The following is a 22,265-nucleotide window of genomic DNA, read 5'->3' on the forward strand; positions in this document are numbered from 1 at the left end:
TGTGCATGCCACCGTTGCGGGGGTGCTGCTGGCATTAACCGTGCCAGTGATCCGCAGCCAGGCTGCCGGCGGTAAGGACGCCGGCCCAGGGTTGGCCGAGCATTTCGAACATCGACTCCGGCCCATATCTACCGGCTTCGCGGTGCCGGTGTTCGCGTTCTGCTCTGCTGGCGTGGCGGTGGGCGGCTGGTCCGGGTTGACCTCCTCGCTCACCAACCGGGTTGCTTTGGGCATCGCGGCGGGGCTGGTGATCGGCAAGAGCGTCGGCATTTTCGTCACCGCCTATCTCGTGGCTACCTTTACCAAGGCCGACCTCGACGATGGCCTGGCTTGGAGCGACGTCGCCGGCCTGTCACTGCTGGGTGGGATCGGATTCACCGTGTCCCTGTTGATCAGCGAACTCGCCTACGGCGCGGGCAGTCCACGCGATGAGTACGGCAAAGTCGGCGTTCTTGCCGGCTCCCTGCTCGCCGCTGTGCTGGCCGCCATTGTGCTCCGTTTGCGCAACCGCGCCTACCGCCGCGCTGCTCGCCACGCCTGATCGTTCCTGGTCGATCAGCCTGGCACTGCGACCGCCTGTTCTGTCCGCAGGTGATGACTCCAGACGCTCCGATCTGACCTCCTCGAACCGTCCAGGCTAGGCCCCTGTCGCCTCGCCCCTACCTAGCAGCCGCATAGGTACGCCGAGCCGACAGTTGCTCATGCTGGTCTACGCCGGATGCATCCCCGGCACCACCTTTCCGGGTCGCGCGCGCCAGCCGGGTGACGGTCTGCTCGAGCCGGTTCACCGTTGTGCTGGCGAGCACTCCGACAACCAGGCAGGCGACCACGATGAGGGGTCGCGGTAGGCCGAGGCCGAGCAGGGGCGGCCAGACGAGCCAGTGCGTCAGGTAGATCCACAGCGACGCCGACGCCAGCCGGCTGAGCAGCGGCGCGAGGAGCCGCGGGAGAGGCAGACACGGCAGCCAGGTGAGCAGCAACAGTCCGGCCTGCACGGCCACCCCACGCGAAGGCTCGTCCGGGAAGTACCCGGCGAACGTGACCAGCACCGCCGCGCTCACCAGCAGCCGCCCGGCGACCCCGGAGCTGACCTGGACCAGCCAGCCGAGCACGAAGACCCAGAACACCAGGTGGGTGCGGCTGTAGCGCAGCGTGGTCTCGCCCGTGCTCAGCACGTCGGCGCGCAGCAGCAGCCCGACCGCCAGCAGCAGGGCCGGCAGCAGCACCCGGTGCCGGCGTTCGAACCGCCGCACGGCCGGCACCGCCAGCAGGATCGCCAGCGCGCCCAGGATGGTCACCAGGGCTTCGATGAACCAGAAGTTCCAGCTCTGGGCCCACCTCGGCGGGCCGAGGACCTGGTTGAGCAGCACGGCATTCGTCCAGCCATAGCTGTCGCTCGCGGCTGCCACTGCCCCTATGAAGAGCACACTCGGCACCGCGAACCGGGCGAGCGAGCGCAGCAGCCCGCCCACCCGGTCGCTGTCGCGGACGGCGGCCAGCGGGAAGCGCGCGAAGGTGTAGCCGGCCACGCCGAGCAGCAGATGCGCCCCGCCGCGAACGCTGGTGACCTTCAGATGCACCAGGACCACCATCAGGATCGCCAGCGCGCGCAGCACCATGCTGGTGTCCAGGTCGGCCACCCACCGGCGCCGTCGTGCGCGCGCGGCCACCGACTGCTGCGGTGGCTGGCAGTCGGACTCCGCTGGGGCCCCGCTGGCCGAGGCCCCCCGATCACAGCCGGCGGCCAGCTCGCGGATGCTCAGCCGCGGCCAGTCCAGCGGCAGCCGCCCCAGCAGCTTCTCCAACCGGAACGCCATCTCGACGAAGCTGAGGGAGTCCCCACCCAGCTCGACGAAGCTCGCGTGCGGGTCCACCCGGTCATAGCCAAGCACCTCTGCATAGGCGGCCCGCACCGCGCTTTCGGAGTCGGCGACCTCAGGGGCCCCGCTCTGGAAGCCGGTGTCCGGTTCGTCGAGGCCGCACAGCGCGGCAAGGTCAGGCTTGCCATTGGGCAGCAGCGGCAATTCGGGGTACTGGCGTACCGACACCAGGCCGGGAGGCAGGCCGGTCAGCCGGGCGGCAGCGTCGCCTACCCTCAGCGGGTCAGCGGTCGTCACCCCGACCAGCAGTCGCTGATCGTCGCTGTGGCAGACCAGCGTCGGATCGAGGGCGGCCAGCGCCGACTGGAGCCGGTCCAGGTCGATCCGGTGGCCGAGCAGCTTGGCGAAGCGACGGGTTCGGCCCACCACCTGGAACAGCCCGGAAGCCGGCTGCCGGCCGAGGTCGCCGGTTCGCAACTCGGTCAGCACCGGAGCCGCGGCCAGGTCACCGGAACCCTCGGCGTAACCCATCATCACGTTCGGGCCCGAATAGACGAGCTCTCCGACCCCATCGGCATCCGGTTGGTCGACCCGGAGCACGCCGCCGGGAAGCGGGTGCCCGATGCACTCCGGGTGGGCCCGTGCCTGCGCCGGCGGCAGGTAGGCCATCCGGGCGGTGGCCTCGGTCTGTCCGTACATCACGTACAGCTGCCAGCCGTGCCGATCACCGAGGTTCACCAAGCGGCGGACCTCCGCCGGGTCCAGCCGTCCGCCGGCGCATGTCACGTACCGCAGGCTCGCAACGTCGTACCAGCGCTCGGACGTCCGGTTGAGCAAGGCGAAGGTGTGCGGGACGGCGGCGAAGGAGGTCACCGAGTGCGAGCGGGCCAGCGACCACAACCCGGGATCGAGAACCGAGTGCTCGGTCAGCACGACGCTCGCCCCCACCTGGAGATGGCTGTGTAGCACGGACAGCCCGTAGCTGTAGGCCAGCGGCAGACTGGTCATCGCCCGATCCTCTGCCGTCAGGCCGAGGTAGTCGGCAATCGCGGCGGCGTTGCTCTGCAGGTTGCTCGCCGACAGCCGGACGAGCTTGGGCGACCCGGTCGAGCCCGACGTCGACAACAGCAACCGCAGGTCCGGATGCAGTTCGTGCCGGCTGGTCAGCCGCCGTTCCTGCCAACCGCCCGGCTCCACCACCAGGTCGGGATCGAACCGGGCACAGAGCTCAGCGACCTGCTCCCTGCGGGCGACGTCGACCAGGATCACCGGATGGCCACCTCGCAGGGCGGCGAGATAGGTCACCACGGACTCGAGCGTGTTGCTGCCATGCAGCAGGATCAGCCTTCGGTCGGCTCCCAGCCGCTCCAGGGTCTCCTCGACCCGAACGTCGAGGTCGGCATAGGAGACGACCTCGTCGCCACTCAGCAGCGCGGGGGCCTGCTCGAAGTCGGCCAGCCGGTCGACGAAGCTGTCGCTGAGGATCGACGCGCGCACAGCACCCCCACCGTCGTGATCAAGTAAGGGAACCCTAACCTAAGTGCAGGCCGCTACGCCCTCGGGGTGGGTCGGACTTTGCCGGACGAGCCGCGCGACGCTGGTTGCGGCTCGCTGGTCGGTTAGCCGACGAACTTGGCCAGCCCGTCGAGCAGCCGGTCTACGTCGGAGTCGTCGTTGTACGGGGCGAGCCCGACGCGCAGCCCGCCGTCGGCCAGGCCCAGCCGGCGCGCGGGCTCGTAGGCGTAGAACGTCCCGGCCGGCGCGTTGACGTCGAGTTCGGCGAGGAACCGGTAGGCATCGCCGGCCGACCGGTCGGCGAAGGTGAGCAGCAGCGTCGGAGTGCGATGCCGGGCGCGCGAGTGCAGCGTCACGCTCTCGAGCTCCGCGAGACCCGCCTCGATGCGCTGGCGCAACCGGTCCTCGTGCTCGTCGACCGCGGCCATCGACGCCAGGATCCGCTCCCGCCGGTCACCGGCAAGCTCGCCACCGAGGCCGGCGATGAAGTCGACCACCGCGGTGGCGCCGGCCAGCAGCTCGTACGGCAGCGTGCCCAGCTCGAAGCGCTCGGGCACCGCATCGGTCGAGGGCAGCAGCTTGTCCGGCTGCAGCGTCTCGAGCAGGGCCGGGCTCGCGGCCAGCACCCCGAAGTGCGGGCCGAAGAACTTGTACGGCGAGCAGGCGAAGAAGTCCACCCCGAGCGCGGCGATGTCGATGCCGGCGTGCGCGGCCAGGTGCACCCCGTCGACGTAGAGCAGCGCGCCCGTGCCGTGCACCTGCTCGGCGATCGCGGCGAGATCCGGCCGGGTGCCGATCAGGTTCGAGGCGCCGGTCACCGCGACCAGCCGGGTGCGGTCGCTGAGCTGGTCGGCGACGTGCTGGGGCGTCAGCTCGGTCGACTCGGGGTCGAAGTCGATCCAGCGCACCGTGGCGCCGGCCTTCTCGGCCCAGATCACCCAGGGCCGCACGTTGGCGTCGTGGTCCAGCCTGCTGACCACCACCTCGTCACCGGCGGACCAGGAATCGGCCAGCGTCCGGGCGATGTCGAAGGTCAGCTGGGTCATGCTGCGCCCGAACACGATGCCGCCCGGGTCGGCGCCCAGCAGGTCGGCCAGCGCTGCCCGGGACCCTCCCACGATGGCCTCGGCGCTGCGCTCGGCCCGGGTCACCGTGCCCCGGTTCGCGATCGGCGAGACCAGCGTGTCGTGGATGGCGCGGGCCACCACTCGCGGCGTCTGCGAGCCGCCCGGCCCGTCGAAGTGCGCGGCGCCGGCGGCCAGCGCGGGGAACTCGGCACGGACCGCGGCGACATCGAAGCTCATGGCCTTACTCTCTCATCCGCGACGCTCGCCCTCCACCCGCGGCGACGCCCGGTAACGTCGCGGCCGTGACCACCTGCAGCCTGGTAACCGGAGCCAGCCGCGGCATCGGCGCCGCCATCGCGCACGCGCTGGCCGCGGCCGGCCACCGGGTCGCGGTGCACGCCGGGCGCGACACCGCCGCTGCCCAGCGGGTACGCGACGCGCTGCCCGGCGACGGGCACCTCGCCGTGACCGGTGACCTGACCTCGGCCGACAGCTGCGCGCGGGTCATCGCCGAGGTCGTCGAAGGGCTGGGCGACCTGGACGTGCTGGTCAACAACGCCGGCATCTACACCGCGCACCCGATCGACGCCACGTCCTATGCCGACTGGCAGCAGGCCTGGCGGACGACGCTGGAGCTGAACCTGATGGCTCCGGCGAACCTCTCCTGGCTGGCCGTGGACCACCTGCTGCGCCGCCAGGCCGGCCCGGTGGGCGGCCGGCTGATCAGCGTCGGCTCCCGGGGCGCGTACCGCGGCGAGCCCGCCAACCCCGCCTACGGCGCCAGCAAGGCGGCGCTGCATGCCATGACGCAGTCCCTGGCGGTTGCCCTGTCGCCGCACGGCATCATGGCGGCGGCGGTGGCCCCCGGCTTCGTCGACACCGAGATGGCGCGCGGCGTCCTGGACGGCCCGGACGGCGTCGCGGTGCGGGCGCAGAGCCCGTTCGGACGGGTCGCCTCCCCATCCGAGATCGCGGCGGTGGTCGGCTGGCTCGCCACCGAGGCGCCCGAGTGGGTCAGCGGCTCGGTCCTCGACGCGAATGGGGCCTCCTACCTCCGCTGAGCCGCAGGGACGGCCGAGCCATCCGGAGGCCAGAGCCCGCGGGAGCATGACAGGACCGGCCGCCCGCGCGAGGCGCGAGCGGCCGGCCTGGTGCTACTTACTGGAGGGACTTGCTTACTTGGAGGGACTTGCTACTTGCCTGGAGGGAATGCAGTACTTGGTTTCCGGGACGGACTAGTAGACGTTGACGCCGTACACCGACAGCGCCTCGGTCACCGGCTGGAAGTACGTGGTTCCACCGCTGGAGCAGTTGCCGCTGCCGCCGGAGGTCAGGCCGAGCGCCTTGGTGCCGTCGAACAGCGCGCCACCCGAGTCGCCAGGCTCAGCACAGACGGTGGTCCTGATCAGACCGGTGACCGTGCCCTGGGCGTAGTTCACCGTGGCGTTGAGCGCGGTCACGCTGCCGCTGCGGAGACCGGTGGTGCTGCCGCTGCGCTTGACCGCTTCACCGACGTAGGCGTTCGCCGCGGAGGTGATGTCCTGGGTGGAGCCGTTGTACAGGTTGACGGTGCCAGGCTTGGAGATGGAGGTGTTGGTGTACTGCACGATCCCGTAGTCGTTGCCCGGGAAGCTGCTGCCCACCCGGTTGCCCAACACCGTGCTCTGCGAGGAGTTGGCGTACCAGGTCGAGGCGATGTTGGTGCAGTGGCCGGCGGTCAGGAAGTACGTGGTGCCGGCGCTGTTGCGCACGTTGAAGCCGAGCGAGCAGCGTGAGCCACCGCCGTAGATGGCGTCGCCACCGGCGATGTACTTGGTGAGGGTGCCGGCCACCCGCTCGATGCGCACAGCGCTGCCGAACTGGGAGGTGACCGCGGTCATCTTGGCGAGCTTGGCGCCGGCGAAGGTCTGGTCGAGCGACACGACGACCTGGTTGGTCTTGGTGTCGACGTACCACGCGCTGCCGGGGATGCGAGCCGACTTGTCGAGGGCGTGCAGCACTGCGCTTGCCGAAGCGGGCGACGCTGCCGTGGAGGCCGGAGCGGCCTGGGTGGAGGGAGCGATGAGCAGCGTGCCTGCTGCCAGGGTGCCAACGGCGACAGCGACGGCGCCGGTGATGCGGATACGACTCACTACGAGCCTCCTCATGAGGGACAGAGCGGCCTGGGGGTAGGACGCTCACGGGACTCGGCGGGGGCCGTCCACCAGCGCGCCGTGTGGGGGTTGACAGGCGCGCGTCGATGCGACGGGCAATTTCCGAGGTGCTTCCAGGTCTATCACGAGATGGCTTATTCGGACAAGAGCAACAATCAGTATGACTGCATTGCTTAACGTATTGCATACACTAAGCTGACAATTTCCCCACATCAGATTGACTTACTCAAAACAAGGCCGTTCTAAAGCGTTTGCAGGTAGCGAACCGGCAAAACACGACCGCCGAGAAGCGAGCCCGGTGGTGGTTAGTAGACGGTGACGCCGTACACCGCCAGCGGCTCGGTGACCGGCTGGAAGAACGTGGTGCCGCCGCTGCTGCAGTTTCCGCTGCTGCCGGACGCCAGGCCGATCGCCTTGGCGCCGTCGAACAGCGGACCTCCCGAGTCGCCGCTCTCCGAGCAGATGTTGGTCTTGATCATGCCGATGAGGGCGCCTTCGGCGTAGTACACCGTGACGTTGGTGGCCGTCACGCTGCCGCTGCGGACGCCGGTGACGCTGCCACTGCGCTTGACCGGTTCGCCGACGTACGCAGTGGCGGCCGAGGTGATGTCCTGGCTGGCGCCGTTGTACGTGTTCACGGCGCCGGGGTGGGAGATGCCGCTGGCGTACCTCACGATCGCGTAGTCCTTGTTCGAGGGACTGATGCCGACGGTGGTGCCCAGCACCGTGGTGCGCGAGGAGTCGGTGTAGAAGACGTAGCCGACGTTGACGCCGCAGCGCCTGGAGGTCAGGAAGTAGTACACATTGCTGCTGTCGCGCACGTTGAACCCGATCGTGCAGCGAGTGCCGGGGATCGGATCGCCTCCCCGGAAGCTCGTCGCGCTGACGGCGGAGGCGGCGGCTGTCGTCGGCGGGGCGGCCTGGATGGCCGGAGCGGTGAGCAGGGCGCCTGCCGCCAGCGTGCTGACAGCGACCGCTATCGCGCAGGTGCGGGAAGGAATGGGGATCGGTCTCACTACAGCCTCCGGAAGCAGAGCACGCCAGTGCCTAACCTGGCAAATTACCCCACATCGGGCAGATCTGCGTCAACTTGGTACTGGGCGACGCGATCAGGCAGCGACCCGGTCGAACCAGGAGCTCCACAGGTTGGTCGCCGGGCCTGTCGCCGAGGGCTGGCGGGGGCCGGAGGCCGGCACGTCGGCCTGTCCCCCCGGCCACTCGACGCGCACGATCCCGCTGGCCGCAGGGCCGTCCCAGCCTGCCCAGCCGATCTTCGACCGCGCCGACTCGCCGGGGTCGAGCTCGACATAGCCCGGCATCCGCATCTCCAGGGTCACGATCGCCATCGCGTCGAGCGGCTGCCCGTCGGCATCCAGCGGGGTGAGGCCGGGCTTGCCGGACAGCCGCACCCGGCGCTGGCTGACGTTGCGCGCCTCGAGCACGCCGGACAGCGCGCCGTCCTCGGCCAGCCAGGTGAGCGTGAAGGTGACGTCTTCAGGACTCGCTTCAGCAGCGTCGGTATCGGTCATGAGTGCCAGCATTGCCTCTGCCCTGCCGCCCGGGCAAACCCAGGTGGTTACATCCGCACTCGAATTCCGATGATCGGCGGGGGTGAATACTTCTGCCGAAAGTGGGGCGACTGCCTGTCGCGTCGGACTGCATGTCCGCGCCGGCTGGGCAGTCATCCAGATCGATAGCGGCGCCTGGCAGAACGGGGAGAATTGTTCGCAAGGCAGATCGGTTTCCGGCTCACCGGGGAGCCGGTCGAGCGCCTGTCAGCCTGAGGCTGGCCCGGCTCAGCCACGGCGGGGCAGGTCAGCCTGAGGCTGGCCCGGCTCAGCCACGGCGGGCCAGATCAGCAGCGCCCACCAGGCCGGCCTGCGGGCCCAGCTCGGCCAGCAGGATGTCGGCCGCCGGACGGAAGCCCCGCCCGGTCAGGCTCTCCCCGAACGCCTGCCGTGCCGGGCCGAGCAGCAGGTCACCGGCCTCGGACACCCCGCCGCCGATCACGAACACGGTCGGGTCGATCACGGCCGCCAGGTTGGCCAGGCCCCGGCCCAGCCAGCGTCCCATCGCGGTGTAGATCTCCACCGCCGCCGGATCCCCCTCGCGGGCCGCCTCGGTGACCAGCGGCCCGGTCAGCTGGTTCAGATCACCCCCGGCGAGGGTCATCAGGCGGTGCGCCCCGACCGGCGAGACGTCGGCGAGCTCGCGGGCATCGCGGGCCAGCGCCCTGCCCGAGGCATACATCTCCCAGCAGCCCCGGTTGCCGCAGGCGCACCGGCGGCCGTCGGGCACCACGCACATGTGGCCGTACTCGCAACCCACCCCGTACGCGCCGCGGTAGAGCACCCCGTCGACCACAAGGCCACCGCCGATCCCGGTGCCCATGGTCACCATCACCGCCACCCGGGCGCCCCGGGCCGCGCCGTAGCGGTACTCGGCCCAGGCCGCGGCATTGGCATCGTTCTCCACCACCACCGGCACCCCGATGGCTTCGGCCAGCGCGTCGCGCAGCGGCTCGTCCCGCCAGGCCAGGTGCGGGCTGAACAGCACGGTGGCCAGGTCGTTGGCGATCCAGCCGGCCGCTCCGATGCCGACCGCCGACACCCGGTGCCTGGCCGACAGCTCGTTGACCACCTCGGCGATCACCGCCTCGGTCCGGGCGACGTCGGATCCGGGGGTCGGACGCCGGGTGCTGTCGATCACCCGGCCTTCGTCGTCCACCACCCCGGCAGCGACCTTGGTGCCGCCGATGTCGACCCCGATCGCCAGCGCCATCAACAGCCACCCGGGTCGGCCTGGAAGGAAGTCACCCGAGCGCCCGGGTCAGCCGGCCTCAACGCGCTTCTTCAGCTCCTTGAGCGCGGTGTCCATCACGACCTTCTCGGCCTTGCGCTTGAGCATGCCCAGCATCGGCATCGCGAGGTCGACGGCGAGGTTGTAGGTCACCTCGGTGGCGCCGGCGCCGGCCGGCGTGAGGGTGTACGAGCCGCGCTGGGACTTCTGCATCTGGCCCCGGACCAGCGTCCAGGACACCTGGCGCTCGCCGTGCCAGTCGTAGGCCAGCTCGTAGTCGTCCCGGATCACGCCGGCATCGATCTTGAAGGCGACCTGCTTGGCGCGGCCGTTCTCCCCCGGCACGGTCACCTCGGCGGAGGTCACCGACTTCGCCCACTGCGGGTAGGCGGCGAAATCGGCGATCACCGCCATCACGGCGGCCGGAGCTGCGTTGATGGTGATCGACTGGGTTGACTCATCGGCCATGATCCGAAGGTTACCGCCGAGTTCACGGGCCGGCGGCGGCTGGCCCGCGGATCGCCGGTCGGGCGTTCAGCGGCCGGCTTCGAGTTCGTCCTTGAGCCGCCAGAACACCTGCTTGGCATGCCAGCCGGCCTCCCGGGTCCATCGGCGGGCCGCCCGGGCGGTCAAGGGCTGGCCACCGGCGGGCTCGAGCCGCAGGAAGTGGTGCAGGATGACCCCGGTCTTGAACGGCTCCAGCCAGATCTCCACGGTTCCGGTCAGGGCCGGCCAGCCGCTCCCGGGCGCCGGAGCGGCCGCGAACTGCATGCCCTTGACGCCCCGGTCCCGGGTTACTGTGAGCGTGAGGTAAGGCCACCACCGCTGCCAGTTGGCTGGATCGGCCACCACGGCCGACACTGTTGCAGGCAAGGCGTCGATCCAGGTTTCGTCGATCAGATGCACCGGCGGTTGCATAGCGGGCAGGATGACACGCCAGGCAACCGGTGGTTCGGCTACCCTGCCCGTCCAAGCTACCTTGCACACAGACACATCTCCTCGAGAGGCGATCGAGTGCGTGAGCTGACCATCCCCAGTGCCGGTGCACCCCCGCAGAACAACGCGGCCCAGTACGTCTTCGACAATGCGAGCACGCGTCCGGACCTGGTGTCGCTGAAGGTGCGCGACGGCGACCGCTGGCGAGACGTGACCGCCGCGGAGTTCGCCGAGCAGGTGCTCGACGTCGCCCGTGGCCTGATCGCGGCCGGCATCTCCGCCGGTGACCGGGTCGCCCTGATGAGCAAGACCCGCTACGAGTGGACGCTGTTCGACTTCGCGGCGCTGGCCGTGGGCGCGGTGGTGGTGCCGATCTATGAGACGTCCTCGGCCGAGCAGGTCGAGTGGATCCTGTCGGACTCCGAGGCGGAGTCGGTGGTGGTCGAGACGGCAGCACACGCCGCGATCGTCGAGGAGGTGCGCGGCCGGACGCCGCAGCTGCGCCATGTCTGGCAGATCGAGGACGGCGCGGTCGCCGAGCTGACCGCGGCCGGCGCCGACGTCGACCCGGAGCAGGTGCACGCCCGGCTCGCGGCCAGCAAGCCCAGCGACCTGGCGTCGCTGATCTACACCTCGGGCACCACTGGCCGTCCCAAGGGGTGCGAGCTGACCCACCTCAACTTCCTGTCCGAGGTGTCGGAGGTGGCCAGCCGGCTCGGCAACCTGTTCAACTCCAACTCCTCGACGCTGCTCTTCCTGCCGATCGCGCACGTCTTCGGCCGGGCCATCGAGATGGGCGCCATCGCCACCGGCTGCACCTTGGGGCACACCGCCGACATCAAGAACCTGATCGCCGACTTCGCGGTCTTCCAGCCGACCTTCGTGCTGAGCGTCCCCCGGGTCTTCGAGAAGGTCTACAACACCGCCAAGCAGCGCGCCCACGCCGACGGCAAGGGCAAGATCTTCGACCGCGCCGAGGCGGTGGCGATCAGGTACTCCGAGGCCATGGACGGCCGCGGCGCCGGTCCCGCCCTGCGGTTGCAGCACCGGGTGTTCGACAAGCTGGTCTACTCCCGGCTGCGGGCCGCGCTCGGTGGCCGGTGCATCGCCGCGATCTCCGGCGGGGCGCCGCTGGGCGCCCGGCTCGGGCACTTCTTCCGTGGCATCGGGGTGACGATCTACGAGGGCTACGGCCTGACCGAGACCACGGCAGGCGCCTGCCTCAACGTCGAGGACCAGATCAAGGTCGGCTCGGTGGGCCGGCCGGTCGCCGGGATGAGCGTCCAGATCGCCGACGACGGAGAGATCCTGCTGGCCGGCCCGGTCGTGTTCGACGGGTACTGGAAGAACCCGACGGCCACCGCGGAGGCGTTGGAGGACAAGGGCGGCAAGACCTGGTTCCACACCGGCGACATCGGTGAGATCGACGACGACGGCTTCGTCACGATCACCGGACGCAAGAAGGAGCTGATCGTCACCGCCGCCGGCAAGAACGTGGCGCCGGCGGTGCTGGAGGACCGGGTCCGGGCACACTGGCTGATCAGCCAGTGCCTGGTGGTCGGCGACCAGCAGCCCTTCATCGCCGCGCTGATCACCCTGGACCCCGAATCGATGCCCACCTGGGCCGAGAAGGCCGGCAAGGCCGACCTCAGCATGGCCGAGCTGGCGCAGGACCCGGAGCTGCACGCCGAGATCCAGCAGGCCGTCGACGACGCCAACAAGGCGGTGTCCCAGGCGGAGGCGATCAAGAAGTTCACCATCCTGGGCAAGGACTGGACCGAGGCCGGCGGCCAGCTCACCCCGTCGCTGAAGCTCAAGCGCAACCTGGTGATGACCGAGTGTGCCGACGACATCGCGGCGCTCTATTCCGGGTCGGCCCGGAGCTGACCTGCAGCGGCCGCTACCGCTGAGCCCTTAGCTGGCCGGCTATCACTGGCCGGCTGCTATCACCGGCTGGCCGGCTACCACTTGGCCGCTGCTACCACTGGCCGGCTACAGCTGGAGCAGGCCGGCCAGCCGGTCGGCCATCGCGTCCCACCGCCAGGACTGCTCGGTCCAGCGCCGGCCTGCCGCGCCCATCGCCGCGGCTCGCCGCGGATCCGCGAGCAGGCTGCTGACCTGCTGGGCCACTGCCGCGACGTCCCGGCCGTCCACGACCTCGCCGGTGATCCCCTGCCGGACCGCCTCCGGAGCGCCACCGGAGTCGCCGGCGACCACCGGCAGGCCGGCCGCGGACGCCTCCAGGAACACGATGCCCAGCCCCTCGACGTCCATCCCCCACCGCCGGGTCCGGCACGGCATCGCGAACACGTCGCCCGCCGCGAAGTGCTCGGCCAGCTCCGCCGCGGGCACCGGGCCGGTGAAGACCACCCGGTCGGCCACCCCGACGTGCTCGGCCAGCGCGCGCAGGCGCTGCTCGTAACGGCCGCCACCGACGATCAGCAAGGCCGCCTCCGGCACCTTCGCCACGATGGCGGGCATCGCCTGGATCAGCACGTCCTGGCCCTTGCGGGGCACCAGCCGGGAGACGCAGACCACCACCGGACGGCCGGTCAGGCCGTGCCGCTGCCGCACCGCCGCTCCGGAGACGGTCGGGTTGAAGGTGTCGAGGTCCACCCCCGGGGTCAGCTGCGCCAGGGTGGCGCGGGGACCGAAGCCGCCGGCCACCTGCCGCCGGGTGTACTCGGCCAGATAGGTCACCACGTCGACCTGGCTGCCGATCCGGCGCAGCGCCTGGCGGGCCACCGGCAACATCGCCCAGCCGGCCTCATGCCCATGGCTGCTGGCCACGATCCGCCGCACCCCGGCCCGGCGCAGCGGTCCCGCCAGCAACCCGAGCGGCGCCGATGCCCCGAACCACACAGCGGTGCTGCCGAAGTCCGCGCGGGCCTGCAGGATCTTGCGCCGCGCCGCCGGCGTCGGGATCAGCAGGCCGCCGGGATGGCGGCGGACCGGAAAGCCCTGCTCCGCGTCGAACGCCGCCGCGCCCGGGTAGCTCGAGGTGTAGACGGCCACCTGATCAGCCGGCAGCCGCCGGGCGAGCTCATGCACGAAGGACTGGATGCCGCCCTGCCGGGGCGGGAAGTCATTGGTCACGATCAGCAACCTGCGGGTGCTCATCGCAGCTGGCCGATCAGGTAGGACCGCCAGGCCGCGGTGAACGCCGCCACGTCCGTGCGCAGCACCTGCCGCAGCCCGATCGCCACCGCCGTCGCCGGATCGACGCCGGCGGCCTCGGCCACCACCCGGTAGAACCGCACCAGACCGTCCTGGCCGACCCGGTCGGCGATCAGCCGGCAGGCGAGCCAGGACTTCTCATACGCCTGCGGCAAGGCGCTGCTGCCGGTGAACTCGGCATCGGACGGCAGCGCGGACGGCGCCTTGCCGGCCCGGACGTCGGCTGCCAGCTCGGCGGCGGTGGCGGCCACCGACAGGCCCGAGTCCAGGTTGCCGACGTAATCGGCCATCCCCTCGATCAGCCAGGTCGGCATCTGGTCGGAGGTGACGGCCCGGGAGGCGATATGGCTCAGCTCGTGGGCGACCACCAGCCGGCGGCCGGCGGCGTCCAACCGCGCGAGGTTCGTGGGGTTGATCACGATCCGGGCGCCGAGCACCACACCGTCCGGACGGACCTGGTCGGCGACTGCCACGGCGGCCAGCTCATGGCTGTCGGCCTGGCCGCCGGTGACCGCCGCGAACTCCTGCGGGGTGTCGGGGATCAGCACCGCGACCTGGTTGTTCCAGTCCCGGCCCCAGACCCTGGTCACCACCGGCAGCGACGTCTCGATCAGGTCGGCGAACACCGCCTCATCCTGCCGGTGTGCCGGGTGCGCGAGCACCAGGGTGTGCGGGCCACGCCGTACCAGCAGCTGCCCGAAGTCCCACGGCCCGCGCCAGGACGCGCCACCGGCGCCGGCCGCGTCGTCATCGGCCGCCAGCTTCCAGCCCGCCCCGCGCCGGACGCCGGTCAGCCACAGCTGCTTGCCGGTCGGCGCCGGATCGACCTTGGCGAGGGCGTACTGCAGCTCGACGTGCACGATCACCACCTGGCCACCCAGCCGCGCCGCGGCGGGGGCCAGCACGTTGGAGTCGGTGACCGGCGCGATCAGGACGTACCGCCAGGCGTCCAGCGGCGCCTGCGCCAGGTTCGCGAACACCTGCCGCTGCCGTCCGGCGTAGCCGGCCGCGGCTGCCGAGTCGTCCAGGTCCGCCGTCCAGGCCTGCTGGTCGCGGTCGATCAGCGCGGCGGCATGCCTGCGCAGCACGCTCAGCACGGCCGCGACGTCGGTGGAATCCGGACCGGCCGCCGTGGCCTGACCGGGCTCGGCCCGGCGGTGCTGGACCAGCAGGACCACCAGGCTCGCGAGCACTGCCACGGCGAGCGCCGCCGCCAGGACTGCCAGCCCGCCGCGCGTGCGCCGGGACGGCCGAACGGGCGGGACCGTTACCGGTTCCCGCCCGTTCGCGTCAGCTGGCTGGCTCACCCGACCCGGGTGGCACCTGAGTAATCGCTCATGTAGGACAGCGACGAGATCTTGACGACGTCACCGGTCGTCGGAGCGTGGATCATCATGCCGTCACCGATATAGAGCCCGACGTGATAGGCCGGCGAGCCGAAGAACACCAGGTCACCGGGCTGCAGGGCGCCGCGGCTGACCGAACGTCCCATGCCCTGCTGCGCGGCGGCGTTGTGCGGCAGGCCGACACCGCCCGCCCGCCAGGCCCAGGCGGTCAGTCCCGAGCAGTCGAAGGAGTTCGGCCCGCTGCCACCCCAGGCGTACGGCTTGCCCAGCTGGGCGCGGGCGGCGGAGATGGCCGCGCCGGCGCCACGGGAGGCCGGCGAAGACTGCGAGGGCTGGGAGGGCTGGGAGGGCTGGGAGGACTGGGACTGCTGCGAAGGCTGGGATGTGCGCGTCCAGCGGCTGACAGGGGCCGGAGCAGGCGCGATCGCGCGGGCCATCACCCTGGCGACCACGGTCGCCGACGGCTGCGGAACCGGGTTGTAGTACTTCGCCCGTTCCGCGGCGGTCAGGGTTGCCAGCAGGGCCTTGTACTTCGCCACCTGCTTGGCCAGGTCGGCCTGCCGCTTGGTGATCAGGGCCCGCTTGGCGACCGCTGCGTCCGCAGCGGCCTTGGCCCGGGCAGCGGCCGCGTCCGAGGTCGAGATCGCCTTCTTCGCCGTCAGCGCGACCACGCTCTGGTGCTGGGTGAGCAGGTTCATCGACTGGATCGTCTGCAGGTAGCCGTCGGTGGAGCTGCTGGCCAGCAGCGCGGCGGTCCGGCTGAACGAGGCCGCCTTGTACTGCGAGGCCAGCGACGTGGCCAGCTGCCGTTGCGCGACGCGGGCCCGGACCTGGGCGGCAGCGGCGACCCGGGTGGCCTCAGCGGCGGCCCGCTGGGCGGCGACGACGTCGATCTGGGCCTGGTTCAGCTGCTCGGCCAGTTGCTCGCTGGCCTTGGCGAGCTCATGCAGCCTGACGGTGACCTGCTTGGAGGTCTTGGGAGCCGGAGCCTCCGGATGGGGTATGGCCTGGGCAGCCAGCGGGGCCGCCAACACGGCGCCGGTCACAACCAGGGAAGCTAGAACGGTGCGGCAAAGCCGCGTGACACGAGTCAACGCCACAGTTGGCGGAACTCCTCTTCCACTCGACCGCCTACCGAGTTAGCTGTCGGGTTCGGGCTTGGAAGTAGCCCTACGGAGCATGGCCGTACCGGGTCGTCGAGCGCCCCGTCACTCCGATTCACCCCAGATAACCTGGGTCCCCGGTTCGGCTCCAGCAGCCCAGCACCTCTATTGGCTGCCATCGACGCCGATTCGGCGGTGCTCCCGGTGCCTCCCGTCGGGAGGCGGCAACCGGAAGGTCTCGGAAAGATTACGTGACGGTGACGGGATTCAGCAATCCGACCCGGCCGTGTCGGCGTGTCGGTTTCTCACACCGACTGAACAATTCAGGCAATTGCGGTGCGGGTGTGCGGATCCTCCGGAGGGCGGGTCGGCACCAGGCGCAGGGGCGGCAGCAGGCCGCCACTGGCCAGCACGCCAAGGGCATCCTGCTCGGCGCTGTCGAGTTCGACCGAGCCACGACGCGGACCCAGCAGGGCAGCCACCACGCAATCTCCGCAGCTGATATCGCGAGCCGCGCAGCTGTCACAGTCGATGAGCATCTGATCCTCCTTCTAGCCGGCGGCTGTAGTCCCGCAGGATGGCTACACCGTAAGTAAGGGCACTGACAGTTTTGGCTGGGTCGGTCCGCCAGGACCTGCGGCAGGCTCGTCCGGACAGCGAACGGGAGCCGAGACAGCGCCGCCCAGCAGGCGATCCGAGACGATTTCGTCGGAGCTTACCGCTAGCGTGTTCGATTATGACGGTGATGACCAGAGGCCAGCTCAGCCTGGACTGCCTCGATGAGCCACTGCAGGCGACCACGTTCGTGGTGGTCGACCTCGAAACCACCGGCGGCGCCTCGGGCGCGGATTCCATCACCGAGATCGGAGCGGTCAAGGTACGGGCCGGCGAGGTGCTGGGCGAGTTCGCCACCCTGGTCGATCCGGGGGTGCCGATCAGCCCGTTCGTCAGCGTTCTCACCGGCATCACCGACCGGATGGTGGCCACCGCCCCGTCCCTGGATGCCGTGCTTCCCTCGTTCCTGGAGTTCGCGGCCGGAGCGGTGCTGGTCGCGCACAACGCGCCCTTCGACATCGGCTTCCTCAAGGCGGCCTGCGCGCGTCAGGAGCGGCGCTGGCCCAATCCGGCGGTGCTCGACACCGCGTTGCTGGCCCGCCGGGTGCTCACCCGGGACGAGGTGCCCAACTGCAAGCTCAGCACCCTGGCCGCCTTCTTCCGCTCGTCGACCGCCCCGAACCACCGGGCACTGGCCGATGCCCGGGCGACCGTGGACGTGTTGCACGCCCTGATGGGACGGCTCGGCAACCTCGGGGTGCACTCGCTGCCGGAGTTGCGCGCGTTCACCTCCCAGGTCACCGACGCCCAGCGGCGCAAGCGGCATCTGGCCGACCCGCTGCCGCACGCGCCCGGGGTGTACCTGTTCAACGACGCCGCCGGCCAACCGCTCTACGTCGGGACGAGCAAGGACCTGCGCAGCCGGGTGCGGCAGTACTTCGTGGCGTCGGAGACCCGCAGCCGGATGGGCGAGATGGTGGGCCTGGCCGAATCCGTCGAGTCGATCGTCTGTGCCCATCCCCTCGAGGCCCAGATCCGCGAGCTGCGGCTGATCACCTCGCTCAAGCCGCGCTACAACCGGCGGTCCAAGCACAGCGACCGCACGATCTGGCTCAAGCTGACCAGGGAGCCCTTTCCGCGGCTGTCGGTGGTGCACCAGGCGAAGCCCGACGGCGCCCAGTACTTCGGCCCGTTGCGCTCCACCAGGCAGGCCGAGCAGCTGCGTGACGCGATTCACGACGCCGTCCAGCTGCGGCAGTGCACCGACCGGCTGGCGCCCGGCCGGCCCGTCCGCCATGCTTGCGCGCTCGCCGGGATCGGCAAGTGCTCGGCGCCGTGCGAGGACAGGGTGTCTCCCGAGGACTATGCCCGGCTGGTCGACACCGTCGTGCAGGCCTGGCGCGCCGATGTCTCGGTGCTGATCGAGCCGCTGCGGCGCCGGCTGGCCGCGCTGTCGGCCGACCAGCGCTACGAGGAGGCCGCGGCGGTACGCGACCGGATCGCCACCCTGGTGCGCAGCTGCGCCCGGATGCAGGCGCTGGTCTCGCTGACCCGGATCGCCGAGCTGGTCGCTGCCGCTCCGGACGGGGAGGGCGGCTGGGAGCTGGTGGTCATCCGGCATGGCCGCCTGGTTGGAGCCGAGGTGGCGCCCCGGGGGGTGCCCCCGATGCCGATCGTGGCGACGCTCCTGGAATCCGCCGAGATCGTCGACCAGACCTCTCCCTCGGCCACCCTGGCCACCGTCGCCACCGTCGAGGAGACCGAGTTGCTGCTGCGCTGGCTCAACCAGCCGGGCATCCGGTTGGTGTCGGCCAGTCATCCGTGGAGCTCTCCGGCAGCCGGCGCCGCCCGGTTGCGCAGCTGGCTGGTCTCGGCCGACGGCGCGCGCCGCCAGGCCCAGCCGTTCGCCGACCGCCGGCGGCTTCCGGTCCTGCACCAGCCCAACCGGGCCGTCGCGGGTTCTAGGATCAGCGCATGATCACCACCATCGTCATGGTCCGGGTTGCGGCGAACAGGATTCCGGAGGTGGCCCAGGCCATCGCCGACCTGGACGGGGTCAGCGAGGTGTACAGCGTCGCCGGCGACGTCGATCTGATCGCGATCGTGCGGGTCCGTGAGTTCGACCAGATCGCCGACGTCATCGCCGGCCGGCTGAGCCGGATCGAGGGCGTGCTCAGCACCGACACCCACGTGGCCTTCCGCGCGTACTCCCGGCACGATCTGGAGTCGGCGTTCTCGATCGGCTACTCCGCCCCCGAGTAGCCCCACGGACCTGAGCCGACGGGCTCGGGCCTGCGGACCTGGGGACCGCTTGCCCGACGGGCTCGGGCCGGCGGGCCACCCAACCGCGAGCGGTCAGCGAGCCTGGTCGGCGCGGAGCTGCCGGCTGAGCCCGGCCCAGCGCTGCAGCAACCCAGCGGCGGACCCGTCATCGATGGACGCCGCGGCGATCGGCAGGCCGTACTGCACAGCCGCCCCCGCCGAATCCAGCACGCCGTCGAACGCGGCGATCGCCGCCGCCGCGTTGAGCAGCACCGCATCCCGCACCGGCCCGGTCTCACCGGCCAGCAGCCGCCGGACCACCTCCGCGTTGAACGGCGCCGCCCCACCCCGCAGCGCGGCCGGCTCCGCCGCGGGAATCCCGGCCGACGACGGGTCGAACACATCCGCGCGCACAGCGCCCCCGGACACCAGCCAGACCTTCGACGTCGTGGTCGTGGTCAGCTCATCGAGCCCGTCGTCGCCGCGGAACACCATGCCGCGATCGCCGCGGTCGGCCAGCACCTGAGCCATCACCGGCGCCATCTGCCCGTCGTAGACCCCGATCGCCGCCGCCGCCGGCCGGGCGGGGTTGGTCAGCGGGCCGAGGTAGTTGAAGGCCGTCGGGACGCCGAGCTCCCGGCGCGGACCGCCGGCGTGCCGCATGCCGGGGTGGAAGACCGGCGCGAAGCAGAACCCGATGCCCACCGCGGCGACGGTCGCCTGCACCCCGTCGGCCTGCAGGTCGATGGCCACCCCGAGCTCTTCGAGCACGTCCGCGGTGCCACAGGCCGAGGACGCCGCGCGGTTGCCGTGCTTGACCACCGTCCGGCCGGACCCGGCCGTCACCAGCGCCGCCATCGTCGAGATGTTCACGGTCTGGGCCCGGTCTCCCCCGGTGCCGACGACGTCCACCGCCGGCTGGTCCAGCCGCACCGGAGCCGCCCGGGCCAGCATGGCGCGAACCAGGCCGGCCAGTTCCGCGGGGGTCTCGCCCTTGGCCCGCAGCAGCACCGCGAAGGCGGCCAGCTGCGCGGCGGTCGCCTCGCCGGCCATGATCTCGGCCATCGCCCAGGCGGCAGCCTCGCCGGACAGCGACTGGCCACGCATCAGGGAGGCGAGCACCTCGGGCCAGCTGTGCTGGCCGGCTGAACCCTGGCTGGGCGCGGTCACGGAGTCAGTTCGGTCACGGAGTCAGGTGAGGCTCAACGCACGACCGGAATGGCGGAATCCCGGTCCCGCAGGATCTGGGCGACGGTGCTGGCCGCCAGCACCGGATCGATCGGCCGCACGATGGTGGCATCTGCCTGCGACCAGGTCGCCAGCCAGCGGTCCTGTGAACGGGCCAGCAGCACGATGATCGGCGGGCAGTCGGTGATCTCGTTCTTGAACTGCCGGCACAGGCCGATGCCGCCGCTGGGCTGGGCGTCGCCGTCCACGATCACCAGGTCGATGTCGCCGGAGTCCAGCTGGTTCCTGAGCTGGCTGTAGTTCGCGCACTCGACCCAGTCGATCCGCCCCAGGTCCGGAGCTGCCCGGCGGCCCACCGCGCTACGGACCTTCGCCCGCAGGTCGGGGAGCTGGCTGTAGACCACGACGGTGAGGGAGCGAGGCGAGGTCATCAGCTGTGAACTTCCTTCTTCGCAGAACCGGTGGGCCGGACGTCATCGAGCGCCATCGTATCCAGCGGGACGGGCGTGGCCGCCTCCCGGCTCAGCGCCGCGGCCTCGGCGGCCTCCAGCCGGTCCAGCCGGCGGTCCTCCCGGGCCCCCTCGCGCTCGGAGGCCCTGATCCACTGCACGACCACCACGCCCAGCATGATCAGCCCGACCAGCTCGCCGGAGCTCCACAGCAGGCCGCCGCCGACCCGCTGGTCGGTCAGCGGATCCAGCCAGCCGAGGTTGAGCCCCTCGTAGTGCCTGGCCGCGATCACCGTCGTCTGGGTGTAGATCGACAGCCCGAGGATCGCGTGGAACGGCAGCGTCGAGACCAGGATCAGGAACCGGAACGGGTGGGACTGCCGTCCCGGGATCGGATCGATGCCGACCATCGGCCAGAAGAACAGCGCGCCCACCAGCAGGAAGTGCAGGTGCAGCATCTCGTGCAACACCGGGTTGTCCAGGGTGGCGGGGTACCAGCCGGTGAAGTACAGCGCGAACGGGCTGGCCACGTAGACCCCCCAGCCGATCAGCGGGAAGGTCAGCAACCTCGCCAGCCGGCTGTGCAGCACCGCAAGGAGGGCCGAGCGGAACCCGTGCGGGGCGGTGCGCAGGGCCAGCGTGACCGGCGCCCCCAGCGCCAGGAAGATCGGCGCCACCATCGCCAGCAGCATGTGCTGGATCATGTGCAGCGAGAACATGGTGGTGTCGTAGGCGCCCAGCCCGCTCAACCCGGCGAAGGCGATCACGCCGACGCCACCGGCCAGGAAGGCCACCGTCCGGCCGGGAGGCCAGTGGTCCCCGCGAAGCCGCAGCTGCCAGACGCCCCACAGGTAGAGCCCGGTCACGATCAGCAGCGGCAGGAGCAGGAACCAGTCCAATTCGAACTCGGTGAACAGCCTGATCGGGGTGAATCGGGGCAAGATCTCCGGCGGCGTCCCGCCCTCGGACTCGCCGCCGTGGGCAAGCACCGGAGCGAGTGAGAACGCGGCACGGAGCACCCTTCCAGGGTAGTTATGCAGAACACGTCCCGCACACGGACCCCGTACCTAACACTCTCTCCCCGATGGGGCAATAATGCAGAGGTGACCTCGACTGCACAGGCTGCGCCAGCCGGGCGCTTTCCCTCGTCCCAGGTTCATTCGCTCACCCGGCCGAACCTGGTCAGCGTCGGGACGATCGTGTGGCTCTCCAGCGAGCTGATGTTCTTCGCGGGCCTGTTCGCGATGTACTTCACGGTGCGGGCCAACAACCTCGACAACTGGCCCGGCGCGCCGGCGATCAACGGCAACCCGGCGTACCCGATCCATCTCGAGGTGCCCTACGCCACCGCCTTCACGGTGATCCTGGTCCTGTCCTCGGTGACCTGCCAGTGGGGCGTCTTCGCAGCCGAGCGCGGCGACGTCTACGGCCTGCGCCGGTGGTTCTTCCTGACCTTCGTGATGGGGACGGTCTTCATCCTCGGGCAGGCCAACGAGTACCGCAACCAGGTGCTGGAGTACCGGCACCTGGTCGACGGCGTGCACGAGGCCGGGATGACCCTGTCGTCCTCGGGCTATGGCTCGGTGTTCTACCTCACCACCGGCTTCCACGGGCTGCACGTCACCGGCGGCCTGATCGCCTTCCTGTTCTTCCTGGCCCGCACCGCCCTGGGCCGGTTCACGCCGGCCCAGGCGACCGCGGCCATCGTGGTGTCCTACTACTGGCACTTCGTAGACGTCGTCTGGATCGGGCTGTTCGCCACGATCTACCTGATCCATTGAGCCCGGTGAGCAGCGCAACCGGGTCCGCTCGGCGCCCGAGCCGACCAGCGAAAGGACGTCCATGACCGACGAGGAACACCTCGACGCGGACGGCGACCTCGGCTTCACGCCGGT

The 22,265-nt window shown here is 70.7% G+C and carries 21 protein-coding genes and 1 riboswitch; of the genes, 6 read left to right on the forward strand and 15 right to left on the reverse strand.

Annotation, left to right across the window (positions count from 1 at the left end):
• A partial coding sequence (locus VF612_RS15105) for a Na+/H+ antiporter NhaA (RefSeq protein WP_408660677.1) occupies positions 1 to 541 on the forward strand: 541 nt, incomplete at its 5' end.
• A 118-nt stretch (positions 542 to 659) separates the two neighbouring features.
• Here VF612_RS15105 and VF612_RS15110 read toward each other — a convergent pair.
• Both VF612_RS15110 and VF612_RS15115 read right to left on the reverse strand, forming a co-directional pair.
• Complete coding sequence (locus VF612_RS15110; RefSeq protein WP_408660678.1) at positions 660 to 3,317, reverse strand: AMP-binding protein; 2,658 nt, start codon at positions 3,315 to 3,317, stop codon at positions 660 to 662.
• Between the two features lie 122 nt (positions 3,318 to 3,439).
• Positions 3,440 to 4,639, reverse strand: coding sequence for a cysteine desulfurase-like protein (locus tag VF612_RS15115; protein WP_408660679.1), 1,200 nt, complete (start codon positions 4,637 to 4,639; stop codon positions 3,440 to 3,442).
• A 65-nt stretch (positions 4,640 to 4,704) separates the two neighbouring features.
• On the opposite strand from VF612_RS15115, the gene VF612_RS15120 reads away from it, so the two are divergent.
• Positions 4,705 to 5,463 (forward strand): SDR family NAD(P)-dependent oxidoreductase, encoded by a 759-nt coding sequence (locus VF612_RS15120; RefSeq protein WP_408660680.1) that lies wholly within the window; start codon positions 4,705 to 4,707, stop codon positions 5,461 to 5,463.
• A 174-nt stretch (positions 5,464 to 5,637) separates the two neighbouring features.
• Here VF612_RS15120 and VF612_RS15125 read toward each other — a convergent pair whose 3' ends face one another.
• The 6 genes from VF612_RS15125 to VF612_RS15150 form a co-directional block, all read right to left on the reverse strand.
• Positions 5,638 to 6,549, reverse strand: coding sequence for a S1 family peptidase (locus tag VF612_RS15125; RefSeq protein ID WP_408660681.1), 912 nt, complete (start codon positions 6,547 to 6,549; stop codon positions 5,638 to 5,640).
• 311 nt (positions 6,550 to 6,860) lie between these two features.
• Positions 6,861 to 7,571: a S1 family peptidase gene (locus tag VF612_RS15130; protein WP_408660682.1), complete on the reverse strand. Its 711-nt coding sequence runs from the start codon at positions 7,569 to 7,571 to the stop codon at positions 6,861 to 6,863.
• Positions 7,572 to 7,664: 93 nt separating this feature from the next.
• The gene (locus VF612_RS15135; protein ID WP_408660683.1) at positions 7,665 to 8,084 is read right to left on the reverse strand and encodes a DUF4232 domain-containing protein; all 420 of its coding nucleotides are present in this window, start codon (positions 8,082 to 8,084) and stop codon (positions 7,665 to 7,667) included.
• A 307-nt stretch (positions 8,085 to 8,391) separates the two neighbouring features.
• Positions 8,392 to 9,336: an ROK family glucokinase gene (locus tag VF612_RS15140; protein WP_408660684.1), complete on the reverse strand. Its 945-nt coding sequence runs from the start codon at positions 9,334 to 9,336 to the stop codon at positions 8,392 to 8,394.
• Between the two features lie 48 nt (positions 9,337 to 9,384).
• On the reverse strand, positions 9,385 to 9,822 hold the full coding sequence (locus tag VF612_RS15145) for an SRPBCC family protein (RefSeq protein ID WP_408660685.1): 438 nt from the start codon (positions 9,820 to 9,822) through the stop codon (positions 9,385 to 9,387).
• A 66-nt stretch (positions 9,823 to 9,888) separates the two neighbouring features.
• The gene (locus VF612_RS15150) at positions 9,889 to 10,272 is read right to left on the reverse strand and encodes a polyketide cyclase / dehydrase and lipid transport (protein WP_408660686.1); all 384 of its coding nucleotides are present in this window, start codon (positions 10,270 to 10,272) and stop codon (positions 9,889 to 9,891) included.
• A gap of 96 nt (positions 10,273 to 10,368) precedes the next feature.
• Between VF612_RS15150 and VF612_RS15155 the strand changes: the two genes are divergently transcribed.
• Positions 10,369 to 12,177, forward strand: coding sequence for an AMP-dependent synthetase/ligase (locus tag VF612_RS15155; protein WP_408660687.1), 1,809 nt, complete (start codon positions 10,369 to 10,371; stop codon positions 12,175 to 12,177).
• A gap of 105 nt (positions 12,178 to 12,282) precedes the next feature.
• Here VF612_RS15155 and VF612_RS15160 read toward each other — a convergent pair whose 3' ends face one another.
• From VF612_RS15160 to VF612_RS15175, 4 genes are all read right to left on the reverse strand, one after another.
• Entirely contained in the window at positions 12,283 to 13,410 is a 1,128-nt protein-coding gene (locus VF612_RS15160) for a glycosyltransferase family 4 protein (protein ID WP_408660688.1), read from the reverse strand.
• Complete coding sequence (locus tag VF612_RS15165; RefSeq protein WP_408660689.1) at positions 13,407 to 14,666, reverse strand: hypothetical protein; 1,260 nt, start codon at positions 14,664 to 14,666, stop codon at positions 13,407 to 13,409. The genes VF612_RS15160 and VF612_RS15165 overlap by 4 nt, the downstream gene beginning before the upstream one ends.
• Before the next feature lie 104 nt (positions 14,667 to 14,770).
• Positions 14,771 to 15,859 carry a C40 family peptidase gene (locus VF612_RS15170; RefSeq protein ID WP_408660690.1) on the reverse strand — a complete coding sequence of 363 codons (1,089 nt, stop codon included), beginning with the start codon at positions 15,857 to 15,859 and terminating at the stop codon, positions 14,771 to 14,773.
• Between the two features lie 69 nt (positions 15,860 to 15,928).
• Positions 15,929 to 16,088, reverse strand: a riboswitch (cyclic di-AMP (ydaO/yuaA leader).
• A gap of 151 nt (positions 16,089 to 16,239) precedes the next feature.
• Positions 16,240 to 16,455 carry a hypothetical protein gene (locus tag VF612_RS15175; protein WP_408660691.1) on the reverse strand — a complete coding sequence of 72 codons (216 nt, stop codon included), beginning with the start codon at positions 16,453 to 16,455 and terminating at the stop codon, positions 16,240 to 16,242.
• Between the two features lie 206 nt (positions 16,456 to 16,661).
• Here VF612_RS15175 and VF612_RS15180 point away from each other — a divergent pair, with 206 nt between their 5' ends.
• The gene (locus VF612_RS15180; protein ID WP_408660692.1) at positions 16,662 to 18,449 is read left to right on the forward strand and encodes a DEDD exonuclease domain-containing protein; all 1,788 of its coding nucleotides are present in this window, start codon (positions 16,662 to 16,664) and stop codon (positions 18,447 to 18,449) included.
• Positions 18,446 to 18,733, forward strand: a complete 288-nt coding sequence (locus tag VF612_RS15185; RefSeq protein WP_408660693.1) for an Lrp/AsnC family transcriptional regulator — start codon at positions 18,446 to 18,448, stop codon at positions 18,731 to 18,733. Before VF612_RS15180 ends, VF612_RS15185 begins: the two co-directional genes overlap by 4 nt.
• A gap of 93 nt (positions 18,734 to 18,826) precedes the next feature.
• On the opposite strand, the gene trpD is transcribed toward VF612_RS15185, so the two are convergent.
• The 3 genes from trpD to VF612_RS15200 form a co-directional block, all read right to left on the reverse strand.
• Entirely contained in the window at positions 18,827 to 19,840 is a 1,014-nt protein-coding gene (trpD, locus tag VF612_RS15190; protein ID WP_408660712.1) for an anthranilate phosphoribosyltransferase, read from the reverse strand.
• Positions 19,841 to 19,935: 95 nt separating this feature from the next.
• Positions 19,936 to 20,352, reverse strand: coding sequence for a hypothetical protein (locus VF612_RS15195; RefSeq protein ID WP_408660694.1), 417 nt, complete (start codon positions 20,350 to 20,352; stop codon positions 19,936 to 19,938).
• Positions 20,352 to 21,389, reverse strand: a complete 1,038-nt coding sequence (locus VF612_RS15200) for a cytochrome c oxidase assembly protein (protein ID WP_408660695.1) — start codon at positions 21,387 to 21,389, stop codon at positions 20,352 to 20,354. The genes VF612_RS15195 and VF612_RS15200 overlap by 1 nt, the downstream gene beginning before the upstream one ends.
• 84 nt (positions 21,390 to 21,473) lie before the next feature.
• Here VF612_RS15200 and VF612_RS15205 point away from each other — a divergent pair, with 84 nt between their 5' ends.
• On the forward strand, positions 21,474 to 22,151 hold the full coding sequence (locus VF612_RS15205; protein WP_408660696.1) for a cytochrome c oxidase subunit 3: 678 nt from the start codon (positions 21,474 to 21,476) through the stop codon (positions 22,149 to 22,151).
• Positions 22,152 to 22,265: the final 114 nt, after the last annotated feature.

This window comes from Jatrophihabitans sp., assembly GCF_036388195.1.
In the GTDB taxonomy this organism is placed as follows: Bacteria; Actinomycetota; Actinomycetes; order Mycobacteriales; family Jatrophihabitantaceae; genus Jatrophihabitans_A.

Coding starts and splice junctions, on each gene's coding strand:
- VF612_RS15180 (WP_408660692.1), top strand. CDS start 16,662: ATGACCAGAGGCCAGCTCAGCCTGGACTGCCTCGATGAGCCACTGCAG.
- VF612_RS15150 (WP_408660686.1), bottom strand. CDS start 10,272: ATGCAACCGCCGGTGCATCTGATCGACGAAACCTGGATCGACGCCTTG.
- VF612_RS15140 (WP_408660684.1), bottom strand. CDS start 9,336: ATGGCGCTGGCGATCGGGGTCGACATCGGCGGCACCAAGGTCGCTGCC.
- VF612_RS15135 (WP_408660683.1), bottom strand. CDS start 8,084: ATGACCGATACCGACGCTGCTGAAGCGAGTCCTGAAGACGTCACCTTC.
- VF612_RS15175 (WP_408660691.1), bottom strand. CDS start 16,455: ATGCTCATCGACTGTGACAGCTGCGCGGCTCGCGATATCAGCTGCGGA.
- VF612_RS15195 (WP_408660694.1), bottom strand. CDS start 20,352: ATGACCTCGCCTCGCTCCCTCACCGTCGTGGTCTACAGCCAGCTCCCC.
- VF612_RS15115 (WP_408660679.1), bottom strand. CDS start 4,639: ATGAGCTTCGATGTCGCCGCGGTCCGTGCCGAGTTCCCCGCGCTGGCC.
- trpD (WP_408660712.1), bottom strand. CDS start 19,840: ATGCGTGGCCAGTCGCTGTCCGGCGAGGCTGCCGCCTGGGCGATGGCC.
- VF612_RS15145 (WP_408660685.1), bottom strand. CDS start 9,822: ATGGCCGATGAGTCAACCCAGTCGATCACCATCAACGCAGCTCCGGCC.
- VF612_RS15160 (WP_408660688.1), bottom strand. CDS start 13,410: ATGAGCACCCGCAGGTTGCTGATCGTGACCAATGACTTCCCGCCCCGG.
- VF612_RS15125 (WP_408660681.1), bottom strand. CDS start 6,549: ATGAGGAGGCTCGTAGTGAGTCGTATCCGCATCACCGGCGCCGTCGCT.
- VF612_RS15185 (WP_408660693.1), top strand. CDS start 18,446: ATGATCACCACCATCGTCATGGTCCGGGTTGCGGCGAACAGGATTCCG.